The 12,642-nt window shown below is 41.4% G+C and carries 11 protein-coding genes; 6 read left to right on the top strand and 5 right to left on the bottom strand.

Annotation, left to right across the window (positions count from 1 at the left end; translation table 11 throughout):
- Positions 1 to 4: 4 nt before the first annotated feature.
- The 4 genes from IM509_RS10130 to IM509_RS10115 form a co-directional block, all read right to left on the bottom strand.
- Entirely contained in the window at positions 5 to 289 is a 285-nt protein-coding gene (locus IM509_RS10130; protein ID WP_052275730.1) for a DUF2103 domain-containing protein, read from the bottom strand.
- Positions 290 to 291: 2 nt separating this feature from the next.
- Positions 292 to 585, bottom strand: a complete 294-nt coding sequence (gene clpS / locus IM509_RS10125; protein WP_002765336.1) for an ATP-dependent Clp protease adapter ClpS — start codon at positions 583 to 585, stop codon at positions 292 to 294.
- Between the two features lie 55 nt (positions 586 to 640).
- Complete coding sequence (locus tag IM509_RS10120) at positions 641 to 1,774, bottom strand: glycosyltransferase family 4 protein (protein WP_002765335.1); 1,134 nt, start codon at positions 1,772 to 1,774, stop codon at positions 641 to 643.
- Positions 1,775 to 1,871: 97 nt separating this feature from the next.
- A complete protein-coding gene (locus IM509_RS10115; protein WP_185237032.1) occupies positions 1,872 to 2,534 on the bottom strand; it encodes a 4'-phosphopantetheinyl transferase family protein in 663 nt (220 codons plus the stop codon).
- Positions 2,535 to 2,644: 110 nt separating this feature from the next.
- On the opposite strand from IM509_RS10115, the gene IM509_RS10110 reads away from it, so the two are divergent.
- From IM509_RS10110 to IM509_RS10085, 6 genes are all read left to right on the top strand, one after another.
- A complete protein-coding gene (locus IM509_RS10110) occupies positions 2,645 to 3,586 on the top strand; it encodes a serine hydrolase (RefSeq protein WP_185237033.1) in 942 nt (313 codons plus the stop codon).
- 460 nt (positions 3,587 to 4,046) lie between these two features.
- Positions 4,047 to 5,396 carry a ParA family protein gene (locus IM509_RS10105; RefSeq protein WP_185236759.1) on the top strand — a complete coding sequence of 450 codons (1,350 nt, stop codon included), beginning with the start codon at positions 4,047 to 4,049 and terminating at the stop codon, positions 5,394 to 5,396.
- Complete coding sequence (locus IM509_RS10100) at positions 5,397 to 6,074, top strand: ParB N-terminal domain-containing protein (RefSeq protein ID WP_185236758.1); 678 nt, start codon at positions 5,397 to 5,399, stop codon at positions 6,072 to 6,074. It begins immediately after the preceding gene.
- A gap of 277 nt (positions 6,075 to 6,351) precedes the next feature.
- Complete coding sequence (locus IM509_RS10095) at positions 6,352 to 7,050, top strand: Uma2 family endonuclease (RefSeq protein ID WP_185236757.1); 699 nt, start codon at positions 6,352 to 6,354, stop codon at positions 7,048 to 7,050.
- Positions 7,051 to 7,271: 221 nt separating this feature from the next.
- Positions 7,272 to 7,964, top strand: a complete 693-nt coding sequence (locus tag IM509_RS10090) for a Uma2 family endonuclease (RefSeq protein WP_272079437.1) — start codon at positions 7,272 to 7,274, stop codon at positions 7,962 to 7,964.
- Positions 7,965 to 8,139: 175 nt separating this feature from the next.
- Positions 8,140 to 9,564, top strand: coding sequence for an FAD-binding domain-containing protein (locus IM509_RS10085; protein ID WP_185236755.1), 1,425 nt, complete (start codon positions 8,140 to 8,142; stop codon positions 9,562 to 9,564).
- Positions 9,565 to 9,570: 6 nt separating this feature from the next.
- On the opposite strand, the gene IM509_RS10080 is transcribed toward IM509_RS10085, so the two are convergent.
- Complete coding sequence (locus tag IM509_RS10080; protein WP_185236754.1) at positions 9,571 to 12,216, bottom strand: efflux RND transporter permease subunit; 2,646 nt, start codon at positions 12,214 to 12,216, stop codon at positions 9,571 to 9,573.
- Positions 12,217 to 12,642 lie beyond the last annotated feature (426 nt).

Below are 12,642 nucleotides of genomic sequence, written 5' to 3'. Positions count from 1 at the left end.
ACAGTTATTTTCCTAAACAAGCTTGGATAGCCATCTCTAAGTCCTCTTGGTTGAAATCGGTGATAACAAAGACTTCTTGAACACTTTTTCCTGTCCTCGCAATCAGCTTAAAACCACCACGAATCGGCACTGATATCCGCAATTGTAACCGCGGACAATGACCTTTTGAGCGAGAAAGTACCCCCGGGGTGACAGTGGTGATTCCTTGATAGGTAATTAACTTTTCTAATACCGCAATCAACCCCGGAATATGAGTAGAATGATTCCAAACTAAGCGACCATTATTCATAATTATGCGGCCTCTAGAGGAGCCATAGTTAATCCTTCCCGTCGCAATTGTTGGTGATAAAGTTCCGCTTGTTCTTGGGGACCTGTCCAGACAATTGCTTGTCCTTGGTAGTGAACTTGATTAGTTAATTCCCAAGCTCGATCGGTAGTCATATCCGGGATATATTTAATTAAACAATTGGCCACATGATCGAAGGTGTTAAAGTCATCGTTGAGAACAATAACTTTATAGTTGGGATAAGTCTTTTTGACAACTTGAGTGGACTTATCTAAGGTGGTACTAGGTGCGCTGGCCATAAAAGTTACAATAAGTCAAGGTTTTTGCGGTTAAATTCGAGCATTTTGACAACAATTAAGCGGCAAAAGCCACAGAATTATTATGCAAAACTTGGTGATAGTAATTTAATAACTGTTTGGTGGCCGCTTGCCATGCCCATTTTTCCGCTTCTAGGCGCGCATTTCGTCGTAATTCCTCTCTTTCTGCCTTGGCGGTTAGTAATCTTTGGGTGGCACTAATTAAACCTTTTTCATCCCTAGGATCGAAGAGATGACCATTAACTCCATCGGTGACAATATCGGGAATTCCTCCCGAATTTGCCGCCACCACTGGACAACCGGCAGCCATGGATTCTAAGAGTACCAAACCGAGGGTTTCTGTGCGTGAGGGAAACAGAAAAGCATCTGCGGAAGCAAAAGCGGAGGCTAATTCTAACCCCTGTAAATAACCGACAAAATGGGTATTTGTGTCGGCAAAATGACTTGTTAAAGCTTCCCGATGGGGACCGTCTCCCACAATGGCAAATCTTGCTTCGGGAATCGCTTCTAATACTGGTTTAATGCGATCGATTTCTTTTTCGGCCGACACTCGACCAACGTATAATAAGAGAGGACTATCGGGGTTATTTTGGGATAATTTCAGTCTCATAGCCGGGGATTTTAAATGAGGTTGAAATAATTCCGTATCAACTCCCCTTTGCCAAAGCTCGACCTTTTCAATGCCACGACTAGATAATTCTTGTACCATAGCAGTGGAAGTGCAGAGATTTAAACTTGCTTGATTGTGGGCCAATTTTAATAATTCCCAGAGTAATCCTTCTAGGGAACCTAATCCATAGTGCTGTAGGTATTGGGGGAGATGGGTATGATAGGAAGCGACGAGGGGAATGTTCATAGTTTTGGCAAAATAAATGCCTCCCACCCCTAAAATAGCCGGGTTAACCACATGAATAATATCAGGTTTGAACCTCTCTAAAGCTTGACCGACTGAAGGCCGGGGGAAAGCCATTTTTAATTCCGGATATAGGGGTAAGGGAATCCCTGTAACTCCATGAATCTTAGCACCTTTGTACTCTTTTAAACCGCCATCGGGAGAGAAAACTAATACCTGATGACCTAATCTTTGTAGGTGTTCTACGGTATGTTTAAGACGGGTGACAATGCCATCGATTTTCGGTAAGAAGGTTTCTGTAAAAAGAGCAATTCGCATAGAGAAAACAAGGTTAAGTAATAATTAAGGACAAGCTTTTTTCGAGATAGCTAGGAATAATTACTGAATTTCTCAAGGCAATTAACTCCACAATTAATCATAGATCAGAAAGGCCAAAGGTTTTAATCACTCGATCGCTACCTTCGATAACCACCGTCGCTCGATAATTATCGCCGATTGCTGCAGTCCATAATTGCCATTCCCCCGCCACATTGTCTAATTTTAAGGGATTAAGGCCCACTTCCACTCGATCGAGTCCCCCGCTAATTCCCGTTCCCACTGCCTTTAAATAAGCCTCTTTTGCCGTCCATAACTGAAAAAATAACTTTTCCTTCTCTGCGGACTTTTCAACAAGCTCGTGTTCCTTAGCACAAAAAAACCTTTTTGTCAAGCTATCTAAATCTTTCACCTCGCGCATTTTCTCTAAATCTACCCCGATGGGAGCGGTTAAAGTCAAGCCACAGATTGCCATCTCCTCGGAATGGGAGAGATTAAACTGCAATTGGTAGTTAATACTCGGTTTTCCCCGTTCACTGTAGATAAACTCGATTTTTTCGGGACTTATCGCCAAATATGACCCTAAAATCTCCCGTAAACATCCCCTAGCCACCAAAAAACGCCGCTTGTGTTGGGGAAAATGGTAACGATTAGCTCTAATTATTTCATCTTCAGAGAGCAAAGAAGCCAGTTTTTCTCGTCTATCCCCAGAGGGATCGAGACTGATAAAATAGAGATGAACCTCATCGGTAGATATAAACATTAAACTCAGAAGCGATCAAATAATTAATTATCGGTAAATTTTACCGTAAAATGAGAATTGCCGACTCAAGAATTTATCCACCTTCTAACTCTTGACTTTGCAGCACACCTATGAACTTTTTTCATACTGAAGACCACCTCCAACAGTTCGGTACAGATATTTTAGAAACAACTTGGCGAGAATTTCCCCAATTAGCTCAAGAACAAATTGCCCTAACTTGGATAGTATATGATCCTCCTGTTATCGTCAACACGGGGGGAGCAATTTCTCACGAAGAATTCTGGAAATATTCCCCCCGCGGATTTAGCTATCGCGGACAAGAAAGAACCTATCCCGCTAGTTTAGTGAAATTATTTTATCTAGTAGCGATTCATGAGTGGTTAGAGGGGGGGATGATTGCCGAAAGCAGCGAATTAAATCGCGCCATTCGTGACATGATTGTTGACTCTAGTAATGATGCTACCAGTTTAGTTGTAGATCTGGTCACGGGAACCACTAGCGGTCCAGAAATTTCCGCCGGTCCCTTTGAAACTTGGAAGCAACAACGCAACATAGTTAATCGTTATTTTCAATCCTTAAATTGGCCAGAATTAGCGACAATTAACGTTAATCAAAAAACTTGGTCTGATGGTCCCTATGGACGTGAACGCGCTTTTTTAGGGGAATTAATGGAGAATCGCAATATGTTAACTAGCAATGCAGTGGCGCGTTTAATTCATACTATTGTTGGGGGGATTGCGGTTTCTTCCCAACGTTCTCAGATGATGATGTCTTTACTAAAACGTAGTCTTAATCCTGCTGATTGGACAAGTCAAGGAGATGATACACAAATCTTAGGATTTCTAGGACAAGGATTACCAGAAAATAGTCAAATTTGGTCAAAAGCTGGTTGGACAAGTCAAGTACGTCACGATGCAGCCTATATTGAAATTCCCCACCATACTCCCTATCTATTGGTGGTATTTACCGAGGGAAAAGATAACAGTCAAAATCGCTCAATTTTACCTTTTATTTCCCAGAAAGTAGCCGAGAAAATTATGCAGATCCATTAATTAAGCTGTGGGTAGGATGGTTTTCTCTGTCATTGTCAAAAGTGTTAGATAAACATCCTACTGTCATGAACCCGTAAATTGACTGATATTCATCTCAATATATAGCTTTTCTGGGATAGATGGGGTTTGTTCTTGCAGCTGAAATACTCGATTAAGTAGGTGGGTGGAATTAAATATAAGATGAACGTAGGTTGGGTTGAAGCATGAAACCCAACGTCCGCTCATGTTACGCTACCGCTAACCCATCCTACCAATAATTGTGCCTCCCCACTTAAGTAAGGATTCAGTCTGTGCTTCACCTTGACGAGAAGGGCTGTCATCATTTAAACTAACAATATAGCGGTGTGCAGTCGTATGAGGTACAGTGTCACGAGCTATAAACCATGCTAGGCAAGGCTTGGTCTGTATCTCACTCAAGCGCTTACCGCTATAAGTTGTTCTTAAGTATTTACTCAAATGTGTGACTTTCAATCCTCGCCATTGTCATAACGAAAGGGAAGTGGAGAGTAAATTAATTGTCCAGTATTTACTCCCCAAACTAGGCTACAATCCCGAACATTGGTATCAACAAGTTAGCTTCGGTAAAGTCCGCTTAGATTTCCTTGTTTCCGCTCAAAAACCTATCAACAAAAAGCAGTTTTTATCCTCTCACTGTCTAATTGTCGAGGCTAAAAACCCCAGAGAAAAGCTCATCAATCATCGTCACCGCTTAGGTTATTATCTCAACTACTTTAAAGTGCAGTGGGGATTATTAACCAACGGTGATGAGCTTCAACTTTATCGAAGAAAACCCGATAAAATTTATTTAGTTTTTAGATGTTCTGGGTTAGAAATTGCCTCTCACTTAGAACAGTTAAAATCTCTGATTGGCTACGAAACCTTATCCCTAGGCATTCCACCGCTCAATTCTCCAATAATCAACCACAGAAACCCCATGAAAACCATCGCAATTTATCATCATAAAGGTGGTGTTGGTAAAACCACCGTCGCTACCAATCTAGCGGCAGCTTTGAGTAAAAAAGGCAAGCGAGTATTATTAATTGATATTGATGCTCAAGCTAATAGTACCTTTGCCGTTGGTTTAATTAAGTTTCAATTCGATGATGACGATGATTTAAAAGATAAAAATGTCTTTCATTTACTCAATGATGGAGACATAACTTTTGTGCAAAATATTGTCAGAAAATCTCAGGGATTTAACCATCCAGAAATTGATGTAATTCCCGCTCATATTAGCTTAATTGAAAAACAAACTACCTTAACTAGATACGGGAGTTCTGACACAAGATTATCTAAAAAACTAGATAAAGTTAGAGATGATTATGACTTGGTTATTATTGATACCCCGCCATCCTTAGATTTTTATGCTCAAGCTGGTTTAATTGCTTCCGACTATCTGATTATTCCATCAGATCTTAAACCATTTTCTAATCAAGGTTTAAATAGTGTAAAAAATTTTATCAAGGAAGCAATTAACGAACCTCGTGAAAATTTAGGTAAAGAACCCATAAAAATTTTAGGCGTTTTACCTTCCAAAATTTCTACCAATGCTCAATACTTAAGATTTAATTTTCCCAAACAAAAACAAGTAATTCCAGACAAATATGGTTTACCCTTGATGGAATCGACTATCTCGGAAAGAATGCCTTTATCTCGCTGTATAAATCAATCCGTTCCCGTGGGAGATTTAGAAATTCCTGCTCCCCAATCTATAATGGATTATGCCGAAAATCAAGGCGATGCGGGAGTATCAGCAGCAGAATTTGAAGCCTTAGCAATCGAAGTTTTAGCTAAAATAGGAGTTAAATAAATGTGGGATTTTTTACTAATTGATTTACAGGACGTGGTAGCTACTAAAGAGCGTTCTTATTTTCCAGAAACAGATTTACACAACTTAGCTAATCTTATTGTAGCAATGAAGGGCTTAATGCGTCCTGTCATTCTCAAAAAAATTGGCTTTGAACGCTTCCAGATTATTGAGGGAAATTTAGAGTATTATGCCTGTTTAATTGCTAAAGAAAAAGAACGCAGCCTAGAAACTATTAACGCTTTTGTGGTTGATAAAGAAGCGGAGAATATCGCTTTACAGCAAATACAGTTATTATCTCCTTCTCCTGGGTTAATTACCACGCCTGAAAAAATAGATAATCCTCTAGAATTGAGGATGAGTAATCTTGAAAAACGATTAGAAACCCAGTTACAAGCCATCCGAGAGGAGTACCAAAAAGAAATCAAAAGACTGGAAGAAAAAATTATGATTTCTCCTCCTCCTCCTCCTCCTTCTAAGTCTATTTTAGAGCTTTTGAATAGCTGTGACGCTAATCAACTTAAAAAAGCGGGAATTCCACCTGCATCTGTTAATGACTTTCTGAAAAAACGTTCAGAAAAGCCCTTTGATTCTGTGGAAGATATACGCAAGCGACGAGTGACAGGAATTGGGCAAGTAAGGTTGGCTAAACTTGTCGATTATTTGCTGACTCACAATTGATTTTTTGGGGTGTGTTGAGATGCTTTAACACACCCTACCGATGGGTGTTATAATAATGGAATATCAGGAAAAAATCCCGATCCGATAGCGGGCAAAGATTAACTAAGTAGGTAGGTGTTAAAAATTGTCAGACACCCCCCTTATCAAGGGGGGCAGGGGGGATCCCCCCGCCTATCGGCACCCCCCTTAATAAGGGGGGCAGGGGGATCAAAGGCAAAATCTATCTTCTATTTAATTAGAAACACTTACCTAGAAGACGGGTGAAAAGAGAAAACTTATGACAACTACCCCACTAATGGCAGCTTCTTTAACAATTCCTCCCCTAGAAAACGGCGATAAATTAACTCGATGGGAATTTGAACGACGTTATCAAGGGATGCCCCATCTCAAAAAAGCGGAATTAATTGAAGGAATTGTTTATATGGCATCTCCCCTCAGATTTGAAAGTCACGCCGAGCCTCATGCTAATATTATCGGATGGTTAGCTCTCTATAAAGCGGCGACTCCCGGTGTTAGATTGGGTGATAATGCCACCGTGAGATTAGATATTGATAACGAACCCCAACCGGATGCCCTATTAAGAATTGACAAGGGAGGACAATCGACAATTAGTCAAGATGATTATGTAGAAGGAGCGCCGGAATTAATTGTCGAAATTGCTGCTTCTAGTGCTTCCTACGATGTTCATCAAAAATTAAATGTTTACCGTCGCAATCAAGTCCAAGAATACCTAGTCTGGCGGTTTTATGAACAAGAATTTGATTGGTTTCTGCTACAGACAGTAGAATATATTAAACTAGAACCCGATAGTGATGGCATAATACGCTCCCAAATCTTCCCCGGTTTATGGCTAGATAAAAACGCTTTATTAATGGGTGACTTAGGAAAAGTTTTAGTGATTTTGCAGCGGGGGTTAGAAACAGCAGAACATCGAGATTTTGTTAATAAATTAACTAGCGATCGCTCTCAAGTTTAAAAATTAGATAATTATTTTCTCTCAAGTGTTCTATAATATGGGAGAAAAAACTTTGCTCAAATTAATGGATTATTTATTGACTTCTAACTGATTTTTGTGGGTGTGTTGAGCTACTTTAACACACCCTACCGATGGGTGTTATAATAATGGAAGATCAGGAAAAAAACCTGATCCGATAGCGGGCAAAGATTAACTAGAAGACGGGTGAAAAGAGAAAAATTATGATAATTACCCCAGTAATAGCTGCTTCTTTAACAATTCCTCCCCTAGAAAACGGCGATAAATTAACTCGATGGGAATTTGAACGACGTTATCAAGGGATGCCCCATCTCAAAAAAGCGGAACTAATTGAAGGAATTGTTTATATGGCATCTCCCTTGAGAATTACCCAACATGGTGAACCCCACGCACATATTATGTTATGGTTGGGTTTTTATAAAGCTTTTACCCCCTATCTGCAATTAGGGGATAATTGCACCGTGAGATTAGATATTGATAACGAACCCCAACCGGATGCCCTATTAAGAATTGACAAGGGAGGACAATCGACAATTAGTCAAGATGATTATGTAGAAGGAGCGCCGGAATTAATTGTCGAAATTGCCGCTTCTAGTGCTTCCTACGATGTTCATCAAAAATTAAATGTTTACCGTCGCAATCAAGTCCAAGAATACCTAGTCTGGCGGTTTTATGAACAAGAATTTGATTGGTTTCGGCTACAGGCAGGAGAATATATTAAACTAGAACCCGATAGTGATGGCATAATACGCTCCCAAATCTTCCCTGGTTTATGGCTAGATAAAAACGCTTTATTAATAGGCGACTTAGGAAAAGTTTTAGTGATTTTGCAGCGTGGGTTAGAAACAGCAGAACATCGAGATTTTGTCAAGAAACTAACTGCTAATCACGGCTAGATTGTAAAATTATATAATTATTCTTGATCCACTGTCCTATAATGACAGAAAGAGTATTTTTGACTTGAATTTGTTCTTAACTGTACCCCACATTTCGACAAGCTCAATGTAAAATAATCTCGCCCCTGATAATCTTCACTTCGACAAGCTCAGTAACCACTCATCACCTCACTATATGTCAAACCTAATCCTTTTCTGGCATCGTCGCGATTTACGTCTCTCGGATAATATTGGACTGAGTAAAGCTAGGGAGCGTAGTCCGAAAATTATTGGGGTTTTCTGCCTCGATCCTGCTATTTTAGAAGGGGATGATATCGCCCCTGCTAGAGTTGCCTATCTCCTTGGTTGTCTAGAGGAATTAGAAAAAAATTATCGCCAAAAAGGTAGTCAATTACTGATTATTCGCGGCAACCCCAGTCAAACACTCGTCAACTTAGCCGGCAATTTATCGGCAAAAGCAGTTTTTTTTAACCTCGATATTGAACCCTATGCGCGTCAACGGGATCAACAGGTAATTGCCGCTTTACAAACAAAAGGAATTGAGGTAGAAACCTTCTGGGATCAACTTCTCCACGCTCCAGGACAAGTCCTCACCCTCTCAAAAAGCCCCTACACCGTATATACTCCTTTTTGGAAAAATTGGAGCCAATTAGCCAAAGCCAGCCCCACAACCCTAGAAAACCTGCAAGGATTAGAGGAAAATGAGGGGGAGAAACTCACAGAAACTATTAATTTACCAACCCTAGAAAATTTAGGTTTTACTTGGCAAAACCCCTTACCCCTCACCCCCGGAGAAAAAGCCGCCAATAGCAGATTAGAAGAATTTTGTCAAGGGGTTATTAACAATTATCAAGAAGATCGTAACTTCCCCGCTTTTGATGGCACCTCGCGCTTGAGTGCCGCTTTAAAATTTGGGGCGATTGGCATTCGCACGATTTGGACGGCAACCCTAGAGTTATTAGAAAATTGCCGCGCCCAGGAAGCAAAAGATAGTATTATCACTTGGCAGCAAGAGTTAGCTTGGCGGGAATTTTACCAGCATTGTCTCTATTTTTTCCCAGAATTGGCGGTCGGTGCTTATAGAAAAGAATTTCGTCATTTTCCTTGGCAGGATAACGAAGAACATTTTCAAGCTTGGTGCCAGGGAAAAACCGGCTATCCGATCGTTGACGCGGCGATGCGACAATTAAATGAAACGGGATGGATGCACAATCGTTGTCGCATGATCGTGGCCAGTTTTTTAACCAAAGATTTAATTATTAACTGGCAAAAAGGCGAAAAATACTTCATGCAGAAACTTTTTGATGGCGATTTAGCCGCTAATAATGGTGGTTGGCAGTGGAGTGCCTCTAGTGGCATGGATCCGAAACCTTTAAGAATTTTTAATCCCGCTAGTCAGACACAAAAATTCGATCCGGAAGGGGAATATATTCGTCAATGGTTGCCGGAATTAGCTTCCGTAGATACGGAATATTTAGTAACCGGGAAAATCCCCCGTTTAGAAAGACATCGTTGTGGTTATCCTGAGCCAATTGTCGATCATAATCAACAACAAAAAGAGTTCAAACGACTCTATAGTAATCAGAAGCCAAAACGGTAAAATTGGCTACTTTTGACCGGCTTTAATCTGGTTCCAAACATCCTCTAAACTTAGATATAACACAGGCACAACAATTAAACTCAACAGGGAAGAAGTGACTAAACCTCCCACAATTACCATCGCCATGGGTTGCCGCAATTCCGCACCGGTACCCAATCCCAAAGCGAGCGGAATCATACCTAAAATTGTCGAACAAGTGGTCATTAAAATCGGTCTTAACCTAATCATTCCCGTTTCTAAAACCGCTTCCTCCCGACTCCAACCCTGTTGACGCAATTGGTTAGTATAGTCCAGCAATAACACAGCGTTTTTATCCAGTAATCCCAAGAGGAAGATAAACCCGATCAAAGAAATCATACTAAACTCACTACCCGTTACCAATAACCCCAACATTGCCCCCACAATCGCTAAAGGTAAACATAAAGCGATGACGATAGTTTCTAGCAGTCTTCTGAATAATAACCATAAAACTCCTAACATTAAAATTGTCGCCAGGATTAAAGTGCGACCAAAACTGCCCAAAACATCGCTACTTTGAGAAGAAGTACCCCAACGCTGTAAAGTTATCCCTTCCGGTAAAGGAATCCCTTCAATTTTAATGGCCGCATCTTCTAAGCCTAAATCCGGACTGAGATTAGCACTGAGAAAAATCGCCTGTTGACCATTTAAACGCTCGATCGCCAAAAAATCCCCCCGCTCATTTAATCTAGATGATAGGGAAATATCCTTTAAACCGGCGATTTTAGCGGACTCAACCCGCAATTTCTCGGCACTATCGCGCAATAGTGGCAAATTATCGCTTTTAATCGCAATTTGGATCGGCTTTTCCGCTTCCGTCTGCACAAAAGGAATGTCCTCGACACTGACATTCACCCCTCTAATTGGCGGTAAAATTTGCCGAATCCGTTGCTGCACCGCACTGGTGTGAGATTGCCGATCGCCCTTCAGTTTAACGTGAATTTTGCCACGATTCGGCTCACCCCGTAAACCGGCGATCATAAAAGTCGATTCCACTTCCCCATCCTGCAAAATCGGCGCTTCTAATTTGCTGCCATCGCGGATAGTGCGACGCAAAAGAAAACTTTCGGGAGAACTCGCTAACTGAGAAATCCAAGCGAAACTATCGCTAGAACTCTTAGCCGTCGGTTTATTAGGACTAATTTGCCTTATTTTCGGCAAAGGAGACGTATAAACTAGATTAAACTCGCCGCGATCGAGTCGGGGAATAAATCCCTTAGAAATAAAAGGAATCAAGGCAATACCCGCAAAAAAGGTAATTAGGGCAATAGCAATGACCAGCAAACGATGACGCAATGACCAGTTTAAGAGCCGTCGATAGGTGTTCTCAACTGGTCGCTTTTGTTTCGTCATTTTTGCCCGCACCTGCGGTTTCAGCCAATATAATGCCAAAACTGGCGATAAAGTTCGGGCGATCAACAGGGAAAAAATCACCGCAGCCGAGACGGTTAAACCGAAGGGTTGGAAAAACTGCCCCACCGCACCCCCCATAAAAGCCACGGGTATAAACACGGCAACAATGGTTAAAGTGGAGGCGGTGACAGCTAATCCGATCTCCCTTGTCCCCTTGAGTGCCGCATTTTTCGGGGTTTCCCCCGCATCGATTAAACGGGAAATATTTTCTACATCCACGATCGCATCATCCACGACAATGCCGATCACCAAAGCGAGAGCCAGCAGCGTCAGGGTTTCCAGATTAAACCCATAGATTGCCATGATAATGAAAGTCCCCAAAAGAGATAGGGGGATAACCAGAGCAGAAATGATTGTAGCGGCGAAACTGCCTAAAAATATCAATATAACCAGCACCGACAGCAAAACTGCCAAAAGTAAATCATCGATCGTGCCTTGTAGGGCAGCGCGAATATATTCCGCTTGGGTTTCAGCTAAAATTATCTTGACATCGGGCAGTTTTTGTGCTATGTCTTTAACCCGTTTTTCTGCCTGAGCGACCAGATCGAGACTATTAGCGGCACCTTTTTTGATTACCTGCACAGCGATCGCTTCTTGACCATTAAAGCGCACCAGTGTGGGTAATGGTCGGGTTAAGCTTTTATGGGGATTATCTTCCCTAACTGTACCTTGACCGAGTAAATTAACTTTAGCCGTATCAGGGAGAGCTTTTAAGGGCGGAATTAAATTATCTTGGGCGATTTGGCTTAATTCTTCTAGGGTTTTCTGCTCACTCACCAGCGCATAGGTGACTGTTGCCGACTCATTTAAATCAACGGGGATAACTTCTGTGGTAGCTTGAGGGGGTAAAGGGACTTGCGAGATAGCCTGTTTAACTGCTGCGGTGGCCTTGTCTAAATTTGTGCCAATTTTAAAGAAAATGCTGATTATTGACTGTCCGGAGGAAGTAGTCGAGGAAATATCACGACAACCGGGGAGAGAGAAAAGGGGCTTTTCTAGGGGTTTAGTTAATTGCTGTTCCGTGGTGATAGCAGTAGCTAAATCCGCTTGAGCGTTAATTATTACGACTGGAAAGCTGATATCGGGGAAAAGAGCGTATTTTAGGGAACTAAAAGCCAAAATTCCCGCCACGGCCACCGCTAACCAGAAACCAATGGTTAACCTCGGGGCATTAATCGCTATTCGAGAGATATTCAGACGTTCTCGCCACGATTCTTTCATCTTTGTTGAATAAGTGGGGTGTCGGGTGTGGGGTGTCGGGTGTGGGGTATGGGGTGTAGGGTAGCAATTCTCATTTTAAGGTTTCATGACATTAAAACCCTTGCACCTAGAGGGGTTAATAATTCTTAACGAATCTCTAGATCGCTGAAACAACGCAAAATCGTTTCAAAATGAGAATAGCTGGGTGTAGGGTGTGGGGTGTGGGGTGTGGGGTGTGGGGTGTGGGGTGTAGGGTGTGGGGAGTTTTCTCAGTGAACTGATAACTGATAACTGATAACTGATAACTGATAACTGATAACTGATAACTGATAACTGATAACTGATAACTGACTCCTAACCCAATGGTAGATGTTGGATTTTTGCAGGAGTTCTATTTTCTGACAAAGATAAGCAAAAATTATTTATTGACTGCAAAAACTTGAGAAT

The organism is Microcystis sp. M31BS1 (assembly GCF_020245285.1).
Classification (GTDB): Bacteria; Cyanobacteriota; Cyanobacteriia; order Cyanobacteriales; family Microcystaceae; genus Microcystis; species Microcystis panniformis.
The sequence above is the reverse complement of the archived record's forward strand: the minus strand, read 5'-3'. Positions and strand labels throughout refer to the sequence as shown.

Bases quoted from the DNA above. Each gene is read 5' to 3' on its own strand.
- IM509_RS10090 (WP_272079437.1), top strand. From the start codon at position 7,272: ATGATAATTACCCCAGTAATAGCTGCTTCTTTAACAATTCCTCCCCTA.
- IM509_RS10115 (WP_185237032.1), bottom strand. From the start codon at position 2,534: ATGTTTATATCTACCGATGAGGTTCATCTCTATTTTATCAGTCTCGAT.
- IM509_RS10085 (WP_185236755.1), top strand. From the start codon at position 8,140: ATGTCAAACCTAATCCTTTTCTGGCATCGTCGCGATTTACGTCTCTCG.
- IM509_RS10120 (WP_002765335.1), bottom strand. From the start codon at position 1,774: ATGCGAATTGCTCTTTTTACAGAAACCTTCTTACCGAAAATCGATGGC.
- IM509_RS10080 (WP_185236754.1), bottom strand. From the start codon at position 12,216: ATGAAAGAATCGTGGCGAGAACGTCTGAATATCTCTCGAATAGCGATT.
- IM509_RS10095 (WP_185236757.1), top strand. From the start codon at position 6,352: ATGACAACTACCCCACTAATGGCAGCTTCTTTAACAATTCCTCCCCTA.
- IM509_RS10130 (WP_052275730.1), bottom strand. From the start codon at position 289: ATGAATAATGGTCGCTTAGTTTGGAATCATTCTACTCATATTCCGGGG.
- clpS (WP_002765336.1), bottom strand. From the start codon at position 585: ATGGCCAGCGCACCTAGTACCACCTTAGATAAGTCCACTCAAGTTGTC.
- IM509_RS10100 (WP_185236758.1), top strand. From the start codon at position 5,397: ATGTGGGATTTTTTACTAATTGATTTACAGGACGTGGTAGCTACTAAA.
- IM509_RS10110 (WP_185237033.1), top strand. From the start codon at position 2,645: ATGAACTTTTTTCATACTGAAGACCACCTCCAACAGTTCGGTACAGAT.